At 66.2% G+C, this 23,599-nt stretch carries 24 protein-coding genes; 13 read left to right on the top strand and 11 right to left on the bottom strand.

Features of this window, described 5'->3' with window-relative positions:
* Positions 1-5: 5 nt before the first annotated feature.
* The 3 genes from JWS14_RS29690 to JWS14_RS29680 all read right to left on the bottom strand — a co-directional run bounded on the left by JWS14_RS29690 (position 6) and on the right by JWS14_RS29680 (position 3,600).
* Positions 6-1,094, bottom strand: coding sequence for a glycosyltransferase family 4 protein (locus JWS14_RS29690; protein WP_072937503.1), 1,089 nt, complete (start codon positions 1,092-1,094; stop codon positions 6-8).
* Between the two features lie 81 nt (positions 1,095-1,175).
* A complete protein-coding gene (locus JWS14_RS29685; protein WP_072937504.1) occupies positions 1,176-2,690 on the bottom strand; it encodes a sugar transferase in 1,515 nt (504 codons plus the stop codon).
* Between the two features lie 565 nt (positions 2,691-3,255).
* Positions 3,256-3,600: a hypothetical protein gene (locus tag JWS14_RS29680; protein ID WP_072937505.1), complete on the bottom strand. Its 345-nt coding sequence runs from the start codon at positions 3,598-3,600 to the stop codon at positions 3,256-3,258.
* Positions 3,601-3,790: 190 nt separating this feature from the next.
* Between JWS14_RS29680 and JWS14_RS29675 the strand changes: the two genes are divergently transcribed.
* The gene (locus tag JWS14_RS29675; RefSeq protein WP_072937506.1) at positions 3,791-4,537 is read left to right on the top strand and encodes an alpha/beta hydrolase family protein; all 747 of its coding nucleotides are present in this window, start codon (positions 3,791-3,793) and stop codon (positions 4,535-4,537) included.
* A gap of 22 nt (positions 4,538-4,559) precedes the next feature.
* On the opposite strand, the gene JWS14_RS29670 is transcribed toward JWS14_RS29675, so the two are convergent.
* Positions 4,560-5,693: a glycosyltransferase gene (locus JWS14_RS29670; protein ID WP_206015021.1), complete on the bottom strand. Its 1,134-nt coding sequence runs from the start codon at positions 5,691-5,693 to the stop codon at positions 4,560-4,562.
* Positions 5,694-5,774: 81 nt separating this feature from the next.
* A complete protein-coding gene (locus tag JWS14_RS29665) occupies positions 5,775-6,311 on the bottom strand; it encodes an ester cyclase (protein WP_241031502.1) in 537 nt (178 codons plus the stop codon).
* A gap of 145 nt (positions 6,312-6,456) precedes the next feature.
* On the opposite strand from JWS14_RS29665, the gene JWS14_RS29660 reads away from it, so the two are divergent.
* The 4 genes from JWS14_RS29660 to JWS14_RS29645 all read left to right on the top strand — a co-directional run bounded on the left by JWS14_RS29660 (position 6,457) and on the right by JWS14_RS29645 (position 12,163).
* Entirely contained in the window at positions 6,457-7,182 is a 726-nt protein-coding gene (locus tag JWS14_RS29660) for an HAD family hydrolase (RefSeq protein WP_095861356.1), read from the top strand.
* A gap of 2 nt (positions 7,183-7,184) precedes the next feature.
* On the top strand, positions 7,185-9,524 hold the full coding sequence (locus tag JWS14_RS29655) for a glycoside hydrolase family 65 protein (protein ID WP_095861357.1): 2,340 nt from the start codon (positions 7,185-7,187) through the stop codon (positions 9,522-9,524).
* 340 nt (positions 9,525-9,864) lie between these two features.
* Positions 9,865-11,007: an RNA-guided endonuclease InsQ/TnpB family protein gene (locus tag JWS14_RS29650; protein WP_206015020.1), complete on the top strand. Its 1,143-nt coding sequence runs from the start codon at positions 9,865-9,867 to the stop codon at positions 11,005-11,007.
* A gap of 322 nt (positions 11,008-11,329) precedes the next feature.
* On the top strand, positions 11,330-12,163 hold the full coding sequence (locus JWS14_RS29645; protein ID WP_095861359.1) for a sulfurtransferase: 834 nt from the start codon (positions 11,330-11,332) through the stop codon (positions 12,161-12,163).
* 7 nt (positions 12,164-12,170) lie between these two features.
* On the opposite strand, the gene JWS14_RS29640 is transcribed toward JWS14_RS29645, so the two are convergent.
* Together JWS14_RS29640 and JWS14_RS29635 are read right to left on the bottom strand one after the other, a co-directional pair.
* Positions 12,171-13,184 (bottom strand): cation diffusion facilitator family transporter, encoded by a 1,014-nt coding sequence (locus tag JWS14_RS29640; protein ID WP_206015019.1) that lies wholly within the window; start codon positions 13,182-13,184, stop codon positions 12,171-12,173.
* A complete protein-coding gene (locus JWS14_RS29635; protein WP_095861361.1) occupies positions 13,181-13,588 on the bottom strand; it encodes an ArsR/SmtB family transcription factor in 408 nt (135 codons plus the stop codon). The genes JWS14_RS29640 and JWS14_RS29635 overlap by 4 nt, the downstream gene beginning before the upstream one ends.
* A gap of 117 nt (positions 13,589-13,705) precedes the next feature.
* On the opposite strand from JWS14_RS29635, the gene JWS14_RS29630 reads away from it, so the two are divergent.
* From JWS14_RS29630 to JWS14_RS29620, 3 genes are read left to right on the top strand one after another with little or no spacing between them, the layout of a single operon-like run.
* Positions 13,706-14,206 carry a MarR family winged helix-turn-helix transcriptional regulator gene (locus tag JWS14_RS29630; RefSeq protein ID WP_095861362.1) on the top strand — a complete coding sequence of 167 codons (501 nt, stop codon included), beginning with the start codon at positions 13,706-13,708 and terminating at the stop codon, positions 14,204-14,206.
* Positions 14,203-16,146 carry an MDR family MFS transporter gene (locus JWS14_RS29625; protein WP_206015018.1) on the top strand — a complete coding sequence of 648 codons (1,944 nt, stop codon included), beginning with the start codon at positions 14,203-14,205 and terminating at the stop codon, positions 16,144-16,146. Before JWS14_RS29630 ends, JWS14_RS29625 begins: the two co-directional genes overlap by 4 nt.
* A gap of 5 nt (positions 16,147-16,151) precedes the next feature.
* Positions 16,152-16,607, top strand: a complete 456-nt coding sequence (locus tag JWS14_RS29620; RefSeq protein WP_095861364.1) for a GtrA family protein — start codon at positions 16,152-16,154, stop codon at positions 16,605-16,607.
* 31 nt (positions 16,608-16,638) lie between these two features.
* On the opposite strand, the gene JWS14_RS29615 is transcribed toward JWS14_RS29620, so the two are convergent.
* The gene (locus JWS14_RS29615) at positions 16,639-18,051 is read right to left on the bottom strand and encodes an alkaline phosphatase PhoX (protein ID WP_206015017.1); all 1,413 of its coding nucleotides are present in this window, start codon (positions 18,049-18,051) and stop codon (positions 16,639-16,641) included.
* A gap of 209 nt (positions 18,052-18,260) precedes the next feature.
* Between JWS14_RS29615 and JWS14_RS29610 the strand changes: the two genes are divergently transcribed.
* The 3 genes from JWS14_RS29610 to JWS14_RS29600 all read left to right on the top strand — a co-directional run bounded on the left by JWS14_RS29610 (position 18,261) and on the right by JWS14_RS29600 (position 20,120).
* Positions 18,261-18,578 (top strand): ArsR/SmtB family transcription factor, encoded by a 318-nt coding sequence (locus JWS14_RS29610; RefSeq protein ID WP_174705445.1) that lies wholly within the window; start codon positions 18,261-18,263, stop codon positions 18,576-18,578.
* Entirely contained in the window at positions 18,575-19,075 is a 501-nt protein-coding gene (locus JWS14_RS29605; RefSeq protein ID WP_206015016.1) for an SRPBCC family protein, read from the top strand. The genes JWS14_RS29610 and JWS14_RS29605 overlap by 4 nt, the downstream gene beginning before the upstream one ends.
* Before the next feature lie 61 nt (positions 19,076-19,136).
* Positions 19,137-20,120 (top strand): sigma-70 family RNA polymerase sigma factor, encoded by a 984-nt coding sequence (locus tag JWS14_RS29600; RefSeq protein WP_206015015.1) that lies wholly within the window; start codon positions 19,137-19,139, stop codon positions 20,118-20,120.
* Between the two features lie 3 nt (positions 20,121-20,123).
* Here the strand turns inward: JWS14_RS29600 and JWS14_RS29595 are convergent, their stop codons facing one another.
* Together JWS14_RS29595 and JWS14_RS29590 are read right to left on the bottom strand one after the other, a co-directional pair.
* Entirely contained in the window at positions 20,124-20,528 is a 405-nt protein-coding gene (locus JWS14_RS29595) for a VOC family protein (protein ID WP_015889204.1), read from the bottom strand.
* A 95-nt stretch (positions 20,529-20,623) separates the two neighbouring features.
* Complete coding sequence (locus tag JWS14_RS29590; protein WP_206015014.1) at positions 20,624-21,295, bottom strand: type 1 glutamine amidotransferase; 672 nt, start codon at positions 21,293-21,295, stop codon at positions 20,624-20,626.
* A gap of 335 nt (positions 21,296-21,630) precedes the next feature.
* Here JWS14_RS29590 and JWS14_RS29585 point away from each other — a divergent pair, with 335 nt between their 5' ends.
* The gene (locus JWS14_RS29585) at positions 21,631-23,022 is read left to right on the top strand and encodes a WS/DGAT/MGAT family O-acyltransferase (protein ID WP_072937523.1); all 1,392 of its coding nucleotides are present in this window, start codon (positions 21,631-21,633) and stop codon (positions 23,020-23,022) included.
* 2 nt (positions 23,023-23,024) lie between these two features.
* Here JWS14_RS29585 and JWS14_RS29580 read toward each other — a convergent pair whose 3' ends face one another.
* Positions 23,025-23,321, bottom strand: coding sequence for an Rdx family protein (locus tag JWS14_RS29580; RefSeq protein ID WP_072937524.1), 297 nt, complete (start codon positions 23,319-23,321; stop codon positions 23,025-23,027).
* Positions 23,322-23,459: 138 nt separating this feature from the next.
* Between JWS14_RS29580 and JWS14_RS51225 the strand changes: the two genes are divergently transcribed.
* Positions 23,460-23,585, top strand: coding sequence for a hypothetical protein (locus JWS14_RS51225; RefSeq protein WP_255314952.1), 126 nt, complete (start codon positions 23,460-23,462; stop codon positions 23,583-23,585).
* Positions 23,586-23,599 lie beyond the last annotated feature (14 nt).

The following is a 23,599-nucleotide window of genomic DNA, read 5'->3' as shown; positions in this document are numbered from 1 at the left end:
CGGGATTATGTGCTGTCGGCGAGTTCCGCGATGGCAGTTCTGATGGTTTCCACGGTGAAGTCCCAGTCCCCCGTTATTCGACCTTCCGCACCCGGCAGCGTGGTATGTCCCCGCTCACGCCTGGCTGGGGCCAACAAGTCGGTGATCGCGTTCGAGATCGCCGAGACGTCGTTCGGATCGACATAGGCTGCAGCTTCGCCGAGATTCTCCCGGAAGACAGGTATGTCGCTCGCGAGAACTGGCGCTCCGAAGTACGCCGCCTCCACCGGCGGCAGGCCGTATCCCTCACCGAGGGAGAGGAAACAGAAGAGCGCGCAGTTCTCGTACAGCCACCGCAACTCGTCATCCGGCGCGAACTCGACGAACATGACTGCACCGGTGGCCACCCCCGACCTGACCACACCGGACTCCGAGAAACGGCCCGATCTCTGACCGACGACGACGAGGGGAAAGTGCTCTGAGATTGCACCTGATTCGATCGCGGCGGCGATGGTGTTCTCCAGATTCTTGCGAACATTCAGTCGGCCCACGGTCAGCAGGAACGCGTGGGACTTCAATCCGAACCATGGCTTTCGCGCAGGAACGGTCAGAAGTGTCGTGGACAGCCCCAGGCCCGTCACAGCCACCTCCGACGAGAGGGAGTTGTGCGCGACCACGCGCTTCGCCTCGTGTTGCGTAGTGGTCATGACGAGGCCGGTGCGTTTCGCGAGGATCGGGATCGCCGAGAGGTAAAGCCGCTCGATCTTCGTGAACCACTCAGGGTTGCTCTGGAAGAGAACGTCGTGAACGAGAACCGCAGCGCTCGAGGTCGGTGCACCGAAATTCTGCAGAAACATGGCGTCGAAATCGCGTCCCGACTTGAGGTAGAGGGGAAGCTCGATCGCGTTGATTGCCGGATGCCGTCTCATTCGCGTCGAAATGCGCTCGACTCCCGCAGGCAACTCAGCATCGGAGTCGCTCCACTTGGACGGAATCGCAAGGACAAGTTCGTCGTCGGGAAACGCCGACCGCCATCCGCCGACGATCTCCCGCAACACGAGCCGGTTCGAATACGGTCCGTCGACCCACCAATACGCATCGACCAGGATTCGCATTACCAGATCACCAGCTTTCCGTGTCGATCTGCCTCGAAACACATCTCGAGATGGGCACCGCATCATTGACGTCGTCGTCGATCAATACGCACCGTCACCACGCACGACCGCCTTCAGGGTCTTGGCGATGATCAGCATGTCGCCGACCATCGACCAGTTCTCGACGTAGGACAGGTCGAGACGCACCGAGTCCTCCCACGAGAGGTCCGAGCGCCCGCTGACCTGCCACAGGCCGGTGACACCCGGCCGCACCAGGAGCCGGCGATGCACCTCGTTCTCGTACGACTCGACCTCGACGCGCAGCGGAGGCCTCGGACCCACCACACTCATTTCTCTTCGCAGCACGTTGATGAACTGTGGCAATTCGTCGATGCTGAACTTGCGCATGACGCGGCCCACACGGGTGACACGCGGGTCGTCTCGCAGTTTGAACAGCACACCGGCGCCCTCGTTGGGGCCGCTCAAGGTGGCACGGTGCCGGTCTGCTTCGTCCACCATCGACCGAAACTTCAGCATCGGGAACGGTTTGCCGTCCAATCCCATTCGCTCCGACTTGTAGAACACGGGACCCCGGCTCGTCAGCTTGACGGCGGCGGCCGCGAACAACATCAAGGGACTCACGACGACGAGCGCGACGATCGCAAAGATCAGATCGAACGACGTCTTCCCGAACCGCTTGGCGCCGTGATAGCGCGGCTTCTCCACGTGGATCAGCGGCAGCCCCGCGACGGGCCGCATCTCGAGGCGTGGCCCGGAAACATCCATCATTCCGGGAGCAACCACCATGTCGACGTTCAACTGCTCGAGATCCCACACCATTTCGCGTAGCCCGTGATGGCCGAGATGCTCGGTCGCCGTGACCGCGACGGTATCGGCCCCGGATCGCTCGATCGCGTCGACGACGTCGTGCTCGTCGCCGAGAATGGGTATCCGCCGTCCGTCCACGGTGATCGTGTCCTCGGTCGCCCGGTGGTGCGCTGGGATGCAGACCCCGACCACGTTGTACCCGTCCGCTGTGCCACGGTCGAACGTCCGAGCGAGGTTGCGCACGGAGTGTTCGGCTCCGACGACCAGGACGGACGTCTGGCACAAACCGCGGGCACGCTTGCGGGCGAGGACGCGGCGCCACATCCACCGGGTCAGCAGGAGACCGAGCAGGCCCGTGGGGAATGCGATCGCCAGGTACAACCGTGCCAACTCCACGTGCAGAAGGAGTGCCGCGATCGCGATGAGCCCGAACAGTCGTAGTGTCGCGGTGGCGATGCGCCGATACTCCTCCGGGCCGCTCCCGACCACTCGCGGGGATCGCACGTGGAAGACGGCGAGAATGCCGAGCCACGAGGTCACGAGGGCGACGGAGATCAGCCCGTAACTCACATTGCTCAGCGTGCGCGAGTCGACGAGGGTCCCGTAGCCGCCGAAGCGCACCCATTGGGCCAGAGCGACCGCTGCCACGACGACGAGCGTGTCGGTGAGGAGGATTCGCCTCAGGTACACGGCGAGCCAGCGTCGCCGTGCGACACCGCGCTGCGCAGGAACTGCCGCAACGCCGTGTACAACCGACGCCCGCTCCACAGTCGAGTTGAACGTCGCCATGCATCCCCTCCACTGTCGAACCGATCGCCGGCAGAGTGATGGTCGAGTCGGCCGTATCGCGACAGCGGATTTCAGGACGTACAACAGTGCCGCCGTCACCCATGGCGCAACGCCTTGCGTGCCGTGCGGCCTTTACACGAAGGCGACTACTGTCCTACGAGTAACGATCCAAACTGCCCCGAGCACCGCCATGTGGCTGGACGACATCGAACATTCACAACGAGTGTCGAACCTAGCAGCGCAATTCGGTTCTGTCGCATCTTCACCGCTGGCATCAGACCGCGCGGTCTGCAATAAACCCCCACTGAGCAGCGGTTATCCACTCGCATAATTGGTTTGGACACAGGCGATTTCGACAAACTGACCACAAGTGCTGAGGCGGAACAATTTTCGACCAATCGAGTCTGCGCCGGGGCTCCTGGACGCAGCCGTGGTGCGGACAAAGGCCCTCAATACGTACTCGAAGTCGGCTGCCTTCAGACATATTCGATCTCGCCGCCGTGAATGGGTGCAACATTCCGAGCCGGTGACGTATTCACGTGAAAGTACCGAGGATCAGGCGCCGTTATCGAGCCACCGGCGTCCGTGCGATCCGTGACCGTACGCGGGCGGTGACCTGCCAGATCCGGGTGGTGTCGTGGACGCTGATGCACGGCACTCCGAGTGCGCGGGCGCGCTGGACGGTATCCGATTCCTTCGCGGAGCAGCGTCCGTCCAGGATGTCCTCGGTGACGATGACGCAGAGCACGTCCCCCTCGAATTCACGGATCGGTTCCAGGCCGTGGAGTGCCACCCATTGCCGGACCATCGCCCACTGCGACACGTCGTTGTAGCGGGTGGGATTGCCGATGAACAGCACGCGGCGAGACCGACGGGCTCGGGCGACATCGATGCTGGAGATGGGTGACATGACGAAGATTCCTGTCCATGTGAACGGCTGATCCCGGTACGGGACAACTCTCCCGCGCCCAGCCATCTCCGTCTGTCCTCCGATCAGGTCGCGCATCGGATGAATCCCGATTCCCCCGATCGGAGGACACCCCCGCAGGTGAGTGGGAAAGTGTGCTCGGACGCGCAGCGGCACTCACCTGGGAGGTTGGATGATCACCGTTCTGTGCTGTCGCGGCATCGGTGAGGATCTCGACGTCAACATGCTCACCAACACCACGTCACTCCTGGCTCCCGCACGGTTCGTCGTCAAGCAGGTTCCGTGGGAGGCAAGTTACGGACCGGTGCCCGATCCGGGTGGATCAGCATTCGACAAGGCGCTGTCCGAAGGACGGACACTCCTGTTGCGGATGATCGCCGACGACCCGAATCCCGTTGTTCTGCTCGGCTACTCGGGAGGCGCTGCGCTCGCCGGCAACGTGGCGGCCGAGGTGGGACGGGGGCAGCACCCCACCCTGGACGTGCGTGGGGTCGGACTGATCGCCGATCCGCTGCGACCTGCATCTCCGGACCTGCCGGGCTGGGGCATTGCGGGGCAACGCCCGATCACGGGGATGCCCGTGTGGCAGATCGCCGACCCGCTGGACGCCATCTGCTGCTGTCCGGGCAACTCGCCGCTGCGGACGTTCGCGGACCAGTCGGCGGCCTTCTCGCTGGCCGACCCGAGGGCGTGGGTGGTGGACCTCCTCGATCGGCTCCGCACCAGAAGGTGGCAGGCGGTGATCCTGAACTGGTGGCGACCCTGGACGGTGTGGCAGCAATACTCCGAGGCCATCGACGACGTGAACGGGTACCTGTTCCGGGGCGACCACACCAGTTACTGGGTGCGCATCGCGCCGGGCACCGATCGCACCTATTGTGAGCTGCTCGCCGATCGCGTCAACAGCATTTCGGACTGATCCCCCGCTCGACGCCCGCCGGTCATCGCACTCCCCTCCGTCGTTCTCCGATCGGCAGTTGATCGATGAGATCCGCGGCATGAACGGCACCGTCATGGGCGCGGATCCGCGCTCCCAGAGTTGCTGCGGTCGTCCTGTGTGGTCCGGCTACGAGCAGCTCGCCGACCGCCGACCGGATGCGCTCGGGCGCGGCCGTCTTGCGGAGGCAACGGGCGACGCCGCGCTGCTCCAGACTGCGGCCGATCATCTTTTGATCGAGCGCCGGGTGGATCGGCAGAACGATCAGGGGAAGGTCGTGCGCGAGGGCGCGCATGGTGGTGTCGTGGCCGCCGTGTCCGATGACGAGGGTGGCGGTCGGCAGGATCTGTTCGTGTGGAACGTAGCCGTGTACTTCGATGTTCGGGCCCGCCGTGAAGGTTGCCGGGTCGACGGACGGTCCGGTCGTGACCACGGTATGGGCGGGCAGTCCACCGACAGCCTCGAGGATATTTCGCAGTGCCCGCTGCTGCCCGTCGAAGTTGAGGCTGCTGAGGCTGACCAGGATCAGCGGATCACGTTCGGACACGGGCGTCAACGTGGACGGCATCGGATGTCGCACCACCCCGGTGTAGTGGACGGAGTCCGGCAGGCTTCGGCGGGAGGCCGGATCGAGGTCCTTGTCGGTCGTCACCAGCGCCAGGTCCGACGACGTCCACAGCTTCAGTGGCCGCTGACCTTTCAGACGGGCCATCACGGGCGTCACACCACGTGTCACGCCTCGATACATGAATTCGTAGTAGGTGTGGACCAGCGTCACGCGCGTCAGGTGCGCGTCGGCGGCGGCCTGCAGGGCCCCATACAGCAGGCAATCGACCACGACCACGTCCGTCGGCTCGCGCGCGACGGTGTCGAGCAGATCGATTCCGGGCCCGGCGTCGGTGAAGACAGCAAGCGATTGGTACAAGCCGGTGATACCGGGATGATTGGTGGTCGACTGCCAGGGTCGTGCGTGGGTGTAGGGCGTGAACGGGAAACCGTGACTTTCGATCCGCCGGCGTTGCTGGGCGTGTCCGAGAAATCGGACCCGGTGACCGCGGTTGCGTGCCTCCGTCGCGATGCCGAGAGCGGGTGGCACGTTGCCGCCTCCGTCCCAGGTCACGAACAGGATGCGTGCCATGCGGTGCCTCCAGGGGGCTCGGGGTCGGGCCTGATGGGTGCGCTCGGCCGACAGCGTGTGCGAGGAACCGTCACCTGCGGCTCAGCTCTGCGCGTTTCTGCGCGCCGCACGCTTGGCCCAGGCATTGCGCACCAGCGACAGCGGGGTCGGCGGAACCCAGCCCAGCTGGACTGCCTGACCGAGGTCGTCCCGGGTTGCCCAGTGCTCGACGACGCGGCCGTCTTCGACGCGCAACCAGTGCGACTGGTTGACCGCGAGCACTCGCCCCGTCGGCGCGAACACCTGGTCGATCGATCCGCGCTCGTCGTAGACGACGAAGGGGCCGGCGTGCCTGCCCTTCATGATCGTGTAGACGACGGCGAGGTCGCCCTCGACCACGACGTCCTCGACGTCGAACCGCAGCTCGGAGAAGGCGGAGCGCAGCCATACGGCGGTGGCGTAGAACGCGTCGGGTCCGCGTCCTCGCGTCCGCGGGGGTTCGGTCGCACTCTCCCGGTTGAATGCATCCGGGTGGACGACGGCGTCGAAATCGGCGCGGCTTCCGTTCGCCATGAGCTCGATCGACCGAACAGCGAGGGACTTCACTTGGTCCGACGGGACCGGTTCCTCCACGTTCACGGTGCACTCCGCAACAGTCGGTTGGAACTCTCAGTATTCGACCGTTGTCGCCTCGAAGTCAACGACCACGTGCCGGTCGATCGGGTGCAGGATTTGCGCGCGCCTCAGCAAATCCGCGGTCGACGGCGGTACCGTCGGGGAGGTGATGGGACTGCCTGATGCGATCTCGGCCTGCTTGTTCGATCTCGACGGTGTGCTCACGGCAACGGCGGTACTGCACCGGAAGGCGTGGAAACGCACATTCGACGAGTTCCTGAAGCACCGGGAGGGCGCGAACTTCCACCCGTTCACCGACCAGGACTACTACGACTACGTCGACGGACGCCCCCGCGCCGACGGGGTCCGGACCTTCCTCACCTCCCGCAGCATCACGTTGCCGGAGGGGTCGCCGGACGATCCGCCCGGCGCCGAGACCGTGAACGGCGTCGGGAACAGCAAGAACCGGCTGCTGCTGAAGGTCATCGACGAGGAGGGCCCCAGCCCCTACCCCGGGTCGGTCCGCTACATCAGCGCGGCCTACGACGCAGGCCTGAAGATCGCGGTCGTCACGTCCTCCGCGAACGGGAAGTCCGTACTCGACGCCGCCGACCTGAGCCGCTACGTCCACGTCCGCATCGACGGCGTGGTGATCCGGGAGCAGGGTCTCCGCGGAAAACCCGCGCCGGATTCGTATCTCGCGGCCGCCCGCGCACTCAACGTGCACCCCGACCAGGCCGCCGTGTTCGAGGACGCCCTGTCCGGGGTGGAATCGGGGCGCGCAGGGGAATTCGGCTACGTCGTCGGGGTGAACCGGGGCGATCAGGCCGACGCGCTTCGCGAGCACGGCGCCGACGTGGTGGTGAACGACCTGGCCGAACTCCTGGAGAGGTGAGCATGGACGACAAGGGCTACGAGATCTCGCCGTGGCAGCTGAAATGGCGCGGACTGGATCTGGAGGCACTGCACGCCACCGAATCCACCTTCGCACTGTCCAACGGGCACATCGGGATTCGTGGCACGTTCGAGGAGGGTGAACCGCGCGGTCTCCCCGGCACCTATCTCAACGGGTTCTACGAGCAGCGCCCCCTGCCGTACGCGGAGGCAGGCTACGGCTACCCCGAAGACGGGCAGACCGTCGTCAACGTGACCGACGGCAGCATCATCCGCCTGCTCGTCGAGGACGAGCCCATGGACATGCGGTACGGCAGCGCACCGGCGCACGAACGCGTCCTCGACTTCCGCTCGGGCACCCTGCGCCGCACCACGGAGTGGACGTCACCGACCGGACGCCGGGTGCGTATCCATTCGGAACGCCTCGTCTCGTTCACCTCGCGTGCGGTCGCCGCCATCCACTACGAGGTCGAACCGCTCGACGGCGACATCGAACTCGTCCTGCAGTCGGATCTGCTCGCCAACGAACACATCCCGGCCCGTACGGACGACCCGAGAGTGGCCGCCGCCCTCGACACTCCCCTGGTCTCCGATTTCGCCGCCGCCCACGACTTCAGGGCTGTGCTCGCCCACCACACGAGGGCCTCGGGGCTGCGGATGGCCGCGGGTATGGACCACGAGATCGAGTACCCCGCCAACGGACGGTGCAGCATCGAGACGGAAGAGGATCTGGCCCGGCTCACCGTGGCCGTCGACATTCCGCAAGGTGAACGCCTCGAGGTGACGAAGTACCTGGCCTACGGGTGGTCGGCGCGGCGGTCGACGCCTGCCCTGCGCGGCCAGGTCGAGGGAGCGCTCGCCGGAGCACTCGAAACCGGCTGGGAGACCCTGCTGAAACGGCAGCGGGAGTACCTCGACATCTTCTGGGCGACGGCCGACGTCGAGATCGACGGTGACGCGGAACTGCAGCAGGCGGTGCGATTTGCACTGTTCCACGTGCTGCAGGCGGGTGCTCGCGGTGAGTCGCGCGCGATCCCGGCGAAGGGCCTGACCGGGCCCGGATACGACGGACATGCGTTCTGGGACACCGAGACGTTCGTCCTCCCGCTGCTCACGTACACGGTGCCGGACTCGGCACGCGACGCACTGCGCTGGCGACACTCCACTCTGGACATGGCGAAGAACCGCGCACTCCAGCTCGGTCAGGCCGGCGCCGTATTCCCGTGGCGCTCCATCAACGGCGAGGAATGCTCCGGCTACTGGCCCGCGGGAACCGCGGCCTTCCACGTGGGTGCCGACGTCGCCGTGGCTACGTCCCGGTACCTGGCCGCGACCGGGGACGAGGAATTCGAAGCCGAATGCGGCGTCGAACTTCTCGTGGAGACCGCCCGACTGTGGACGTCGCTCGGCCACCACAATGCGCAGGGCGAGTTCCGGCTCGACGGCGTCACCGGACCGGACGAGTACACCGCTGTCGCCGACAACAACGTGTTCACCAACCTCATGGCGCAGAAGAATCTGCGGGACGCGGCGGCCGCCTGCGAGAGACGCCCCGGCCTGGCGCGCGAGCTCGGTGTGGACGACGAGGAAGCAGCACTCTGGCGAGATGCCGCCGAGCACATGCGCATTCCGTTCGACGACGCACTCGGCGTCCACCAGCAATCCGACGCCTTCACGCACCACGACGAGTGGGACTTCGAAGGCACACCGCCCGAGCACTATCCGCTGCTGCTCCACTACCCGTACTTCGACCTCTACCGCAAGCAGGTGGTGAAGCAGGCCGACCTGGTGCTGGCAATGTATCTGCGGGGCGACGCCTTCACCGACGAACAGAAGATCGCCAATTTCGCCTACTACGAGGCCCTTACCGTTCGGGACTCGTCCCTGTCGGCGTGCGTGCAGTCCGTGATGGCAGCCGAGGTCGGTCAACTCCAACTCGCCTACGACTACCTCGCCGAGGCCGCGCTGACCGACCTCCACGACCTCCACTCCAACGTGGAGAACGGTTTGCACATCGCATCACTCGCCGGGACGTGGATGGCGTGTGTCGCAGGATTCGGCGGCATGCGCGACCACGACGGCGACATCTCCTTCGCACCGCGGATACCACCACAGCTGGTCAACCTGTCCTTCCGGATGACGGTGCGGGGCAGCCAGATCCACGTGGACATCCGCGCGAAGACCGCAACGTACCGCCTGCTGTCGGGCGAACCGGTTGAGCTCGCCCACCACGGAAACCGGTTCACTCTCGACTCGTTTCCGGTGACACGGCCGATCCCCGAACTGCCGAACACCACGCCCGTACGGCAACCGTACGGGCGGACACCCGTCCGTCGGGGCTGATATCTGACCATAGGAGGGGAACTGGTCTGCGCGTCGGCAGCCTTGGGATCGTACTGACGCGCCACTCTCCCATGCTGCGGGGCCGAAGCGGCCCTCGGACGAGACGAGTGGAGTCTCGGTTCAATTTTGTGCACTGGAACGCGTTGAACCGTGTGAGCGACCCCTCCGGCAGGGTCCCGAAGAACCCGCAAACCCGTCCACGTCCACCTCCGCGCCGCACCCACGGGTGACGGACGAGTCGGTGGCCAGTTGATCCGTGAGTCTTTCGGCGCAAGCCCGGTCCTTCAGGTCCGGGATTGCCGATCTGGTTTTGTCGGACGGTGTGGCTAGTGTCTGGGTTATGGCGGGGAGGGTGGTGAAGCGGGCGTTCAAGTACCGTTTCTATCCGACTGCGGTGCAGGCCGAACAGCTTGCTCAGACGTTCGGGTGCACCCGGTATGTCTACAACCGGGCGTTGGCCGAGCGCTCGCGTGCCTGGTCGCAGGAGCAGCACCGGGTCACCTACGCGGACACCTCGAAGATGCTCACCGGATGGAAGCGGGACACCGAGACGGAGTGGTTGGCGGAGCCGTCGAAGGGGCCGTTGCAGGAATCGCTGCGGCAGTTGCAGGGCGCGTTCGAGAAGTTCTGGCGCAAGCAGACCCGCTACCCGCAATTTAAGAGGAAGGGCCGGTCGAAGGATTCGGCGACCTACTACTCGAACTGCTTCACCTACCGCGGCGGGCAGATCCGGTTGGCCAAGCAGTCCGAACCCCTGGATATTCGGTGGTCGAGGCCACTGCCGGAGGGGGCCGTGCCGTCGCAGGTGACGGTGTCGCGCAATGCCCGCGGTCAGTACCACATCTCGATCCTCGTCGAGGACACCATCAGCGAACTCGAATCTGTCAGTCGGGTGGTCGGGCTCGACGCCGGGATCACCAGCCTCTACACGCTCTCGACGGGGGAGAAGATCACCAACCCGCGCCATGAGCGCAGGGACCGTGAGCGGCTGGCGAAGGCGCAGCGGGTGCTGGCCAAGAAGGAGAAGGGGTCCCGGAACCGGGCCAAGGCTCGACTGAAGGTCGCGAAGATTCATGGTCGGATCGCCGATCGTCGTCGCGATTATCTGCACAAACTCTCCACTCGATTGGTGCGCGAAAATCAAGTGATCGCCATCGAGGATCTGAGTGTGCGGAACATGGTGAAGAATCGGTCGTTGTCTCGGGCGATCTCGGATGCGGGTTGGTCCGAGTTCCGGTCGATGCTCGAGTACAAGGCCGACTGGTACGGGCGGCGGGTGGTGGCGATCGACCGGTTCTGTCCGTCGTCGAAGACCTGCTCGGCGTGCGGGGCAATCGCCGGGGCGATGCCGCTGAACGTGCGGGAGTGGACGTGCCGCTGCGGCGCCGTCCACGATCGGGATGTGAACGCGGCGAAGAATATTTTGGCCGTCGGACTGACGGTGGCAGCCTGCGGAGACGGTGTGAGACCGCCCCGCACATAACGTGTGGGGCGGCGACTGTCGGTGAAACAGGAACCTCGGGACGTGAGTCTCGAGGGGAATCTCGGTCGATTACGGCCGAGAGGACGTCAAAGGCGTTCAGTCCGGCACCGCGGGCGTCCGTCGAGAGTCAGACCAGACGGGGAGGCCTGTACCCGGGGAAACCGGGGGCAGCGTCCTCGGCGGCGGGACCGCTGCACACCCCACCAGTCCGAACAGTGCGACCACGACCAGCGCCGTCCACAGACGTCCCGTCACTCGTGCCAGGGTCCCGTCTCCGCGGCACGCGGAACCTTCGTTGTGCGACAGTGGTGCGATGAGCCCTGTGGTGACGCTCGACGAGTTGGCGGCGCTGTTGCGCAGCGACGCTCCCCCGGTCCTGCTGGACGTGCGGTGGGCCCTCGGCGACACCGAGGGCAGGCAGCACTATCTCGACGCGCACATTCCCGGGGCCGTGTTCGTCGACCTCGACACCGAACTCGCCGCACCGGGACGCCCGGAACTCGGCAGGCATCCGCTACCGGCGGTGACGGACCTCCAGGACGCCGCGCGCCGGTGGGGAATCCGGGCGGACAGCGCGGTCGTGGTCTACGACGCGACGGGGAACCTCGCCGCCGCGCGGGCATGGTGGCTGCTGCGCTGGGCGGGCGTTGCCGACGTGAGCATGCTCGACGGCGGCCTCGGCGCGTGGACGTCGGCTGGTCACCCCGTCCGATCCGGCGACGAACAGGCGCGAGTCCCCGGCGACGTCGTGCTCACCGCGGGCCACCTGGCGACGCTGACCGCGGACGAGGCCGCCGAATTCGCCGCCCGCGGTCACCTTCTCGATGCCCGCGCCGCCGAGCGGTATTCGGGAGCGACCGAACCCGTCGACCCCCGCGCCGGGCACATTCCCGGCGCCCACAGCGCCCCGACGTCCGAGAACCTCGGGCCCGACGGCCAGTTCGCGCCCGCCGAGGCGCTGCGCGCACGGTTCGCCGCGGTCGGCGCCGAGCCCGGACGTCCGGTCGGCGTCTACTGCGGATCGGGTGTGACGGCGGCCCATCAGGTCGCGGCGCTCGCGCTCGCCGGCATCGACGCCGCCCTGTACCCGGGGTCCTGGTCGCAGTGGTCGTCCGATCCCGGACGTCCGGTCGCGACCGGCCCCGACCCGCGGTAGCGGCGGGTCACCCCGGCCGGCCGGCCGCCTCCACGTCGTGCGCCGGGTAGGCGTGGATAAGGGCGGTGCTCAGCTTCGGGACCGCGTGGGTGAGCGTGTGTTCCGCAGTGTGTGCGACGCGGTGTGCCTCGCTGAGGCTGGTCGAGGGGTCGACGTCGAGTTCGGCGTCCGCGTGCAGGCGGTGCCCGATCCAGCGCATCTTCACGCTCCGCACCCCGACCACTCCCGGTTCGGCGGCGAGGGCCTGTTCGGCGGCGTCGACCAGTCCGGGGTCGACGCCGTCCATCAGTCGCCGGAACACGTCGCGGGCGGCGGTCCGCAACACGAGCAGGATCGCGGCCGTGATCACCAGGCCCACCACAGGATCGGCGAGGGGAATACCGGCCGCGACACCGCCTGCGCCCAATACCACGGCGAGAGAAGTGAATCCATCGGTCCGCGCGTGCAGTCCGTCGGCCACGAGGGCCGCGGAACCGATCCGGCGGCCGATCCGGATGCGATACAGCGCCACCCACTCGTTGCCGGCGAAACCGATGATCCCGGCGAGCGCCACACATCCGAGATGCTGGATGGGCACGGGATCGAGCAGGCGCCGGATGGCCTCCACGCCCGCGACGACCGCGGACAACGCGATCATCACCACGACGAACAACCCGGCGAGGTCTTCGGCCCGGCCGTATCCGTACGTGAACCGCCGCGTGGCCGCCCGCCGTCCGAGGGCGAACGCGATCCACAGCGGGACCGCCGTCAGCGCGTCCGAAAAGTTGTGGATCGTGTCGGCGGCGAGCGCGACCGAACCGGACAGCACCACCACGACCACCTGGGCCAGGGCGGTGACGCCCAGCACCACCAGGCTGATCTTCACCGCCCGGATGCCGATCTCGCTGGCCTCGAGCGCGTCGTCGACGCTGTCCGCGGAGTCGTGGCTGTGCGGGGCGAAGATCTCGCGGATCGCCCCGCGGACGCCGCCCGAATGACCGTGCCCGTGGCCGTGGCCGTGGCCGTGGCCGTGGTCTTTCACGACGCACCTTCCTCTGCGGCCAGATCCGCACCCTCGTGGAGGACCTGCAGATCCCCCGACGCGCGATGGTGCCCGGGGATGCCGGGGCCTGCGTGCTCGGCGTTGAACACGGCGTCGGTCACCAGCTGCTGCACGTGCTCGTTGGCGACGCTGTAATAGATGGACGTGCCCTCCCGCCTCGTGTGCACGAGGCGGGCCATCCGGAGCTTCGCGAGGTGCTGCGAGACGGACGGCGCCGGCTTCCCGACCCGTTCGGCCAGCTCGTTCACCGACAGTTCGCCGCCCACCAGCTGCCACAGCACCTGCACCCGGGTGGAATCGGCCAGCATGCGGAAGACCTCGACCACCAGCCCTACCTGGTCTTCGTCGAGCCTGCGCCGGCAAATGCGCTTATCTGCATTCATACGCAGATAATAGGTCACTTCGCCTTGTGATGCACCAGACACCGAAATGGCTTACTTGCTTGCACTAACGATGTATATAGTTGCTTGCATCAAGTAAGTCGTCCTTCAGGGGTTGCCATGTCCATCACGTCAGTGCCTTCCGTATCTCTGGGCACCACCGAAGCGCTCATCGACGAGGTCTTCCTCTTCGGCCGAGTGCTCAAGGAGGCCCTGATGTCGGAAGCCGACGGCCACATGCCACGCGCGCTGACGGGGGTCCTCCTCGTCCTCGCGGCTCGCGGGGAATGCCGGCAGAACGAATTGGCCACCGAGATGTGCGTCGGCCAGTCGTCACTCAGTCGCCAGATCACCGACCTGGTGGAGTTCGGCTACGTCACGCGCCATCCCGATCCCGCCGACGGGCGCGCATTTCGAATACGCGTCTCGGAAGTCGGAATGACGTACGTCAAACAATTCCGAACCCAGCGTGCCGCACGAATGCAGAAGTTGTTGACGGGGTGGAACGAGACCGAGGCAGCAACTGCCCTCGACTCGATCAGGCACCTGAAGGAAACACTCGTCGATCCAGAACACCGGATCGTCACGAGCTCGAACCCGATTGGAACACAAAGCGTATGACCGAAACACAGACTCGGCCGCCGGTTGAAGAAACGACGGCCATGACGCACCGCCAAATCCTCGAAGCCCTCACGGGTCTGCTCGCAGCGCTGTTCACCGCCCTGCTGAGCAGCACGATCGTCGCCACCGCACTCCCGACGATCATCGGCGACCTGAAGGGCACCCAGACCGCATACGCCTGGGTCATCACCAGTGCACTGCTCGCCAATGCCGCCTCGACCCCCATCTGGGGCAAGCTCGCCGACCTGTTCAACAAGAAGGTCCTGGTCCAGAGCGCGATCGTCATCTTCGTCATCGGTTCGGTGATCGCGGGATTCGCGCACAACGTGCCGATCCTGCTGACCGCGCGTGTCATCCAGGGCATCGGCATGGGTGGCCTGACAGCGCTCGTCGTCGCCATCATCGGCACCATCGTCTCGCCCCGTGAACGCGGCCGCTACTCCGGCTACATGGGTGCCGTCATGGCCGTGTCGATGTCGGGCGGTCCGATCCTGGGCGGCGTCATCGTCGACAGCCCCCTCGGCTGGCGCTGGTGCTTCTTCGTGTGCGTCCCGCTCGCCGTCATCGCACTGTTCCTGCTGCAGCGCACACTGCACCTCGCGACCGAGAAGAAGGACGACGTCTCCATCGACTGGCTCGGCGCCCTCCTGCTGACCGCCGGTGTGTCCATCCTGCTGATCTGGGTCTCGTTCGCCGGCAAGGCGGGCTACTACGAGTGGTTCTCCCGTGAGACCGCCCTGTACGTCGGATCCGGTGTGCTCCTGCTGGCCGCGACGATCCTCGTCGAGGCCAAAGCCAAGTCGCCGATCATCCCGCTCAAGATCGTCACGGAGAAGACCACCGGACTCGCGATCATCGCGTCCGTCGCCGTCGGTGTCGGAATGTTCGGCTCCACCACGTTCCTCGGCCAGTACTTCCAGACCTCGCGTGGCTATACCCCCACCATGGCCGGAGTGCTCACCATCCCGATGGTCGCCGGCATGCTCCTCGGCACGGTCGGATCCGGACAGCTCATCACCCGCTTCGGCAAGTGGAAGCCGTTCGTCGTCGGCGGCGCCGTCCTGATGATCGTCGGCTTCGGACTGCTCAGCACCATCGATCACGAGACCAACCTGACCCTGGTCGGCACGTACATCGCGATCATCGGTCTCGGCATGGGCATGCTGATGCAGAACCTGGTCCTCGCGGTGCAGAACACCGTCAGCGTCCAGAACATCGGTGCGGCATCCAGCTCGGTCGCGTTCTTCCGGACCTTCGGTGGCGCGATCGGCGTCTCGGTTCTCGGTTCGGTGCTGGCCACCCGCGTCGCCGACCTGTCGGCCGAGGGTTTCGCAAAACTCCGCATCCCGACCGGATCGAGCAGCGGCGGCGGAAGCCTGGACCTGACGTCCATGCCCGCTCCCGTGCAGGGTGTCATCCGCGCCGCATACGGTGACGCCACCGGGCGGATCTTCCTGATCGCCGCCGTCGTCGCCGTCATCACCCTGATCGCCGTCATCCTGATCCCCAACCGCCCGCTGCGTCGCACCATCGACCTGTCGAGCGAGCAGGAGCCCGTCCAGGAACCCGAGTACGCCCCCGTCCCGGAGTACGCACTCGAATCCGACACCGCGCCGATCCAGTCGTCCGACGTCCGCGGCGGCAGGCACGAGGCCCCCGCCGATCAGCATCAGCCCTTCGCCGGGCTGAGCGCCGACGCCCGGGACCGTCTCCTGTCCATGCTCCTGCCCCAGCCGGAGCGGACGCTGGAAGCGATCGACGAAGCGGAGAAGATCCGCGACGAGGTCAACCGCCTGCGTACCGATCTCAATGCCAAGCTCGTCGAATTCGACGAGGTGTGGGATCGTCTGCGCGAGCTGGGACTGAGTGAAGAGCAAGTGGCCGGCGTCCTCGGTGGCGGTCACGTGACGGACACCGGCAACGGTGCCCTCATCCGCTGAATGAGATGATCGTTCAGTTCCACGACGCCGTCGGCTCGCCCACGTATCCCCCTCTACGTGGGCGGGCCGGCGGCGTGTTCGCTCAGTTGACCCGGTTCACCCTGGTGGGCACGTCGAGCAATGTGGTCTACGCTCTCGCGTTCTTCACCCTCGACATGTACGGGTCGTTCGTCGCCAACCTGGTCGGCGTGGTGACCAGTTCGGTGTTGGCCAACGAACTCCACCGCCGGCTCACCTTCCGCGCCGCGGATCGCGTCCGCTGGTTCGTCGCACAGTGGGAGGGCGGGACCCTCGCCCTGATCGGGCTGGCCGTCAGTTCCCTCGCGCTCGCCGTCCTGCACACGCTCTTCCCCGGCGCCGACGGCCTCGTGCAGGTCGCGCTCGTCGTCGCCGTCAGCGCCGTCGTCGGCGGCCTGCGGTTCCTCGCCCTCCGCGGCTGGGTTTTTGCCTCCGGCCTGTGAGTACTTATTAACCGCCCGTGTTAATAAGTACTCACGGCATGGGGCGGTGCCACGGACCGGTGATCGCCAGTGTCAGCCCCGGTGACTGAATGTTCGCGAACAGGATCCTCCCGTCGGCGCTGAATGCCGGACCGCAGAATTCGCTGTCGTTCAACTCGTTCCGAGCCATCGCGAACGGCTCCCCCTCCGCCGTGACACCCACGAGGTGACTGATCCCTTCGCCGTCCTCCGCGAGAATCACACCGCCGTACGGCGAGACCGTGATGTTGTCGGGCCCGTCGTAGTTTCCGGTGTCGACAGCCGGATCGGGATTGACACCGAACAGCGTCTTCAAGGTGACCGTCTGTTTCGCCGGGTCGAAGAACCACACCTGGCCGTCGTGCTCGGCGACGCTGCCGTCGCTGGTCCGTGCGTAGCTCGCGACGAAGTAGGCGCCGCCGTCGCCCCACCACTGCCCCTCCAGCTTGCGGCTCCGGGTGACGGCGTCGTTCCCGAACTGCTTGCGCACCGACGTGCTCGTCGCGTCACGGTCCGGCACACCGACCCACTGCACGGAGTACACGGTGCCCGGCTCGGTGGCCTGCGACAGGTCGGGGACGTGCGTTCCGCCCTGGAAGCAGGCCATCGCCTGGAGTGCGCCTGCGGTGTCGCCGCCCGGAGACTGGGCGAGTTCGCGCAGCGCGTTCGGCCCGCCCCGGAAGCCCTGCGGCGGCGTCCACCGGTAGTACAGCCCGTTCGGCCCCGACGCATCCTCCGTGAGGTAGATGGTGCTCGACGCCGGATCCACCGCCACGGCCTCGTGCGCGTACCGCCCCAGGAACTTCAGCGGCACAGGACTTTTGCCCCTGTTCGCGTCCTGGCTCGCGGGGTCCACCTCGAAGACGTAGCCATGGTCGAGCAGGAACCCGCCCTCCCCCGCGCGAGCCTCCGTCTCCTCGCAGGTCAACCAGGTCCCCCAGGGGGTGATTCCGCCCGCACAGTTGTTCACGGTGCCCGCGACGCTGACATACTGGCCCTGCCGTGCGCCGTCGGCACCGACCGCAGTCGTGGTCGTGCCGCCGCGCGCGCCCGTGTCGTACGTCAATCCGTCGAGCGCCGGCACGCCGAACGGTTCGTCGCTACCGATCTCATGGTTGGTGACGAGCGTGGAACCGCCGGGTCGCGCGAACACCCCGATCGCGTCGGGGTCGCTCGGCACCGGCAGGCCACCGTCCAACTGCGTCTCGCCCGACCGGGAGACGACGGTGTACGAAAAGCCCACCGGGAGCGACAGAATGCGGTTCGGGTCCGGCACGAGCGGTCCATAACCGATCGCCTGTCCCGGTGCCGCGGACGCGAACGCCGGGCGAACGAGGGCGTCGACGCTTCCGGCGAGAGCCACACCGAGGCCGGTGAGCGCGGTGCGACCGAGGAATCCGCGGCGGTTGAGTGGTGCAGTGGACACTGTGTGAAACCTCCATGGTGACGAACCGGATCCTCAGGACGGTAGGTACCGCGGTGCCCGGCTTCGTGGACGCACCGTGGCGGGCGAATGAACCAAGTGCGAACTTCGCCCGTGAGTACTTCTTAACCGCCCGCGGTTAACAAGTACTCACGGGCGGCGAAGCCGCACAACCGTTGACATGTGACCAAATGGTCACCTATTCTCGATCCATGGACGACGATCACGTCTTCAAGGCGCTGGCCGATCCGACCCGCCGCCTGATACTCGACCGATTGTTCGCCCAGGATGGTCAGACGCTCACCGAACTCGAGTCGCACGTCGAGATGACGCGATTCGGTGTCATGAAGCATCTGCGTGTGCTCGAAGACGCGGGACTCGTCGTCACGCGCCGCTCCGGCCGGGAGAAACTGCATTACCTCAATCCTGTGCCGATACAGCTGATCCACAACCGGTGGATCGACAAGTACACCGAGCGTCACACCTCGGCGCTCGCTCAGCTGAAATCCGAACTGGAGGAAGAGAAATGACTACCGTCGACGCGATCCAGATCTACGCCGTCTACATCAAGGCGACGCCGGAGGCCATCTGGGAGGCCATCACGAAACCCGAGTGGTCGCAGCAGTACGGGTACGGCGGCCTCGTCGACTACGACCTCCGCGCGGGCGGGTCGTTCCGCACGCGCGCGGACGACGCGATGAAGGAATACCCCGGCGTTCCGGACGTGATCGTCGACGGCGAGGTGATCGAATCCGATCCGCCGAAGAAACTGGTTCAGACGTGGCGGATGCTGATGGACGCCGACAACGTGGAGGGTTTCACCACGCTGACCTACGAGATCGTGCAGTCGAGCAGGCCCGGAGTCGCGAAACTGACTGTCACACACGACCTCACCAATGCGCCGGGCCTGGCGGAGATGGTCGCGGGCAGGCGCGAACCCGAGGGCGCGGGCGGCGGCTGGAACGAGGTGCTGAGCGGAATGAAGACGCTGCTCGAGACGGGTCAGCCGATGGTGAACTGGGGCTGAACACCGGGTCGGCGGGCGTGAGGGCCCGACATCTGTCGGATGGCCGCAGTAAGCTCCAACCATGACGGCTGCGCAGTCGCTCGACGGGGAATTCCTCGCACTCGCCGACCCTTACCGGCGCGAGTTGCTCGCCCATTGTTATCGCATGATGGGCTCACTTCACGACGCCGAAGACCAGATGCAGGAGACGTTCATCCGGGCGTGGCGCGGATACGAGGGCTACCAGCAGCAGGCGTCGTTGCGGACGTGGCTGTACAAGATCGCCACCAACACCTGCCTGACGGCGTTGCAGAACAGGTCGAAGCGTCCGCTGCCGAGCGGTCTGGGCGCTCCCGACTCCGACCCGACCGCCGAACTCGTCGAACGACACGAGGTGCCGTGGCTCGGGCCGCTCCCCAACCGCCTCATCGACGACGACGCCGGCGATCCCGCCACCGTCGTGACGTCGCGCGAGTCGGTGCGGTTGGCGTTCATCGCGGCCCTTCAGCATCTTCCTGCACGTCAGCGCGCTGTTCTCGTCCTGCGCGACGTGTTGCAGTGGAAGGCGTCGGAGGTCGCGACGGCCCTCGGCACCACCACGACGGCGGTCAACAGCCTGCTGCAGCGTGCCCGGACGCAACTCGAACTGGCCACGCCGTCGGCGGACACGCTCGTCGAACCGGAGTCCCCCGAGGAACGCGCACTGCTCGACCGCTACGTGGCCGCGTTCGAGAACTACGACATCGACGGGATCGTCGAACTGTTCACCCAGGACGCCGTCTGGGAGATGCCGCCGTTCGAGGGCTGGTACCGCGGCGGGACCGCGATCGGCACCCTGGTCAGCGAAAAGTGCCCGGCCAAGGCTCGAGGCGACATGCGACTGGTGCCGACGGTGTCGAACGGACAGCCGGCGCTCGGCCTGTACATGCGCGGGGAGGACGGCGTCCATCGTCCGTTTCAGCTGCACGTCCTGGACGTGACGGCCGACGGGGTCTCCCACGTCGTCTGCTTCTTCGACATCGATCTGTTCGAGAAGTTCGGACTGCCGGAGACCCCGCCCGCCTGACCCCTACGCCGGCACGGCGGCCGGATCCATCCACATGACCTCCCAGACGTGGCCGTCCAGGTCACGGAACGCGCGGCCGTACATGAAGCCCTCGTCCTGGAGCTTGCCCCACGCCGAGCCACCGGAGGCGAGGGCCTTGTCGACCAGGCTGTCGACCTCCTCGCGGCTGTCGGCCGAGATACACAGCAGCGCCTCGACGGCCTTCGAGGTGTCGCAGATGCCGCCTTCGATGAAGTCCTTGAACCGGGACTCGACGAGGAGCATCACGGACGTGGACTCGTTGATCACCATGGCGGTGCAGGAATCGTCGCTGAACGTGGCGTTGAACTCGAAGCCGAGTCCGCCGAAGAACTGCTTGGTCGCGTCGAGGTTCTTGATCGGCAGGTTCACGAAGAGCATCCGGGACATGTGATTCTCCTTCTCGGGTTCCGCCCAGTGCGGAAGTCATCGATACAGACCACGGCGGTGCGCGAAACTCATCGGCGCCCGCGCGCCCGATTCTGTCAGCTCTCGGCGAGGTCGAGGAACGAACCGATCATGATCCGTCCGGCGGCCTCCACGGCGTCCATGTGTTCCCCCGACGGCGCGGTGCCGGGCGGCATGTGGGCCTGCATCACGGGCAGTTGCTCGCGGGTGAGTTCGACGTGGAACTGCAGACCGTAGGCGCGGCGGCCGATGGCGAACGCCTGATTCTCGTAGAGGCGGCTGCTCGCCAGCCGGACCGCGCCGTCCGGGAGGTCGAAGGTGTCGCCGTGCCAGTGGACGACGGGCACCTCGGCGCCGACGGCACCGAACACGGGATCGCGCGTTCCGTCGTCGGACACCGTCACCGTCCCGGCACCGTTCTCCGGGCTCGGCCCGCGGCGGATCGGACTGCCGAACGAGGCCGCGAGAAGTTGCGCGCCGAGGCAGATCCCGAGCATCGGGAGACCGGCGTCCACAATTTTTTTGATGAAGTTTCGCTCTCGCGGAAGTTGCGGGTGGGTAACGTCGTCGAGTGCGCCCATCGGACCGCCCATCACCACGAGGCCGCCGATGTCGTGAACGGCCGGAAGTTCCGACGCTCGGTACGTGGGGTACTCGGTGTAGCGAATTCCCCGCTCCGCCAGCAGAGTTCCGACGAGAGCCGGTCCTTCGAACGACACATGTTCAACAATTGCCCATGGCTTGGTCATGCCACAATTCTTACCGAGTAGGGACTTTCGGCCCTAGGCAGTTTCGGAAACGTGAATTCCGCACTGAGTGCACAAAATTGGGATGTTCACACGGAGTTCATTTTCGGTGTCGATCACTCGAATGACAGACGCCAAACTGGACGCTTGTCTAGTGGCATGGCTCACGGGAAACCTGTAGAAATACGAGCGTCACGCTTTCGTGACCTGTCCCATATCAATTAGTTATCCGGTGGTGGTCCCTGACAAACGGAACGTCACCATCTCCCGTTACCTCAGACCACAGACGAGCCCTCCTGCGATCCGGGAAGTCGTCTTCGGGATGGAAAGGGCAATAGATGCCGCTCCCCATGTCCCCCCTCGACTCGATGTTTCTTCTCGGCGAGTCCCGAGAGCACCCGATGCACGTCGGCGGCGTGGAGATCTTCCAGCTCCCGGACGGCGCCGACACCTATGACATGCGCGCGATGCTCGACCGCGCGCTCGTCGAGGGCGACGGCATCGTCACACCCCGGCTCGCCAAGCGGGCCCGCCGGTCGTTCTCCTCGCTCGGCCAGTGGAGCTGGGAGACCGTCGACGACATCGACCTCGGTCACCACATCCGGCACGACGCACTGCCCGCCCCCGGCGGCGAGGCCGAGCTGATGGCCCTGTGCTCACGGCTGCACGGATCGCTGCTCGACCGCAGCCGCCCGCTGTGGGAGATGCACTTGATCGAGGGACTGAGCGACGGACGGTTCGCCGTCTACACCAAGATCCACCACGCGGTCGCCGACGGCGTCACCGCCATGAAGATGCTGCGCAACGCGCTCAGCGAGAACTCCGACGATCGGGACGTGCCCGCTCCGTGGCAGCCGCGCGGCCCGCGCCCGCAGCGGACGCCGTCGAAGGGGTTCAGCCTGTCGGGTCTCGCCGGTTCCACCATCCGCACCGCCCGCGAGACGGTCGGTGAGGTCGCCGGTCTCGTGCCCGCGCTGGCCGGCACCGTCTCCCGCGCCTTCCGCGACCAGGGTGGCCCGCTCGCGCTGTCCGCACCAAAGACTCCGTTCAACGTGCCGATCACCGGCGCCCGCCAGTTCGCGGCGCAGTCGTGGCCGCTCGAACGTCTCCGCCTCGTCGCCAAGCTGTCCGACAGCACCATCAACGACGTCGTGCTCGCGATGTCCTCGGGAGCGCTCCGCAGCTACCTCGAGGATCAGAACGCCCTGCCCGCCGAGCCGCTGATCGCGATGGTGCCGGTGTCGCTGAAGAGCCAGCGCGAGGCGGCGACCGGCAACAACATCGGGGTGCTCATGTGCAACCTCGGCACCCACCTGCGCGAACCGGCGGATCGGCTCGAGACCATCCGGACCTCCATGCGCGAGGGCAAGGAAGCCTACGGCTCGATGACCGCCACGCAGATCCTGGCGATGAGCGCGCTCGGGGCGGCACCGATCGGCGCGAGCATGCTGTTCGGGCACAACTCGCGGGTGCGCCCGCCGTTCAACCTCATCATCTCCAACGTTCCCGGCCCCAGCTCACCGCTGTACTGGAACGGTGCGCGGCTCGACGCCATCTACCCGCTGTCGGTGCCCGTCGACGGCCAGGGCCTGAACATCACGTGCACCAGCAACGACGACATCATCTCGTTCGGTGTCACCGGCTGCCGCAGCGCCGTGCCCGACCTGAAGTCGATCCCGGCCCGGCTCGGACACGAACTGCGCGCACTGGAGCGGGCGGTCGGGATCTGACGTCAGGGGGTCTTCCGGTCGCTGTGCCCGAGGTCTCGGTCGGGTGCCACCCGGTCGCGGACCAACTGCTTGAGGACGGTGATGTCCGGGAAGCCGCCCTGCTCCTTGCGGTCCCAGATCAGGTCGTCGTCGACGGTGATGCGGAAGATCCCTCCGGTGCCGGGGACGAGTGCGACTTCGCCGAGTTCCTGCCCGAACGTGCCGAGTAGTTCCTGCGCCATCCATGCTGCACGCAACAACCATTGGCACTGGGTGCAGTAGGTGATCGCGACCCGGCCGTCTGCGCTGCTCGTCGTCATCGTGCCAGGTTAACCGAACACGCTCCCCCGCTTGCTGTTCGAGTTGCATGCGCGACACCTGTTCGTCATGCGGGCGTCAGCATGTTGGGGCAGACTGTCGATCGCCATGCTGTGCCCTCTCGACGAAAGGAAGCCTCCATGCCCACCGCGCTCGAAGAATCGCGTCGCCACGCCATCGACCTGACCAACGAGAAGATCCAGGCCGTCAAGGATTTCTTCACCAACATCTTCCGTCTCGACACCACGCACCGCACCGAGGCGTGAACGGGCGGGGAGGC

Source organism: Rhodococcus koreensis (assembly GCF_017068375.1).
Lineage (GTDB): Bacteria > Actinomycetota > Actinomycetes > Mycobacteriales > Mycobacteriaceae > Rhodococcus_F > Rhodococcus_F koreensis.
Note: the sequence above shows the minus strand (reverse complement) of the source record. Positions and strands in the feature narration are given on the sequence as shown.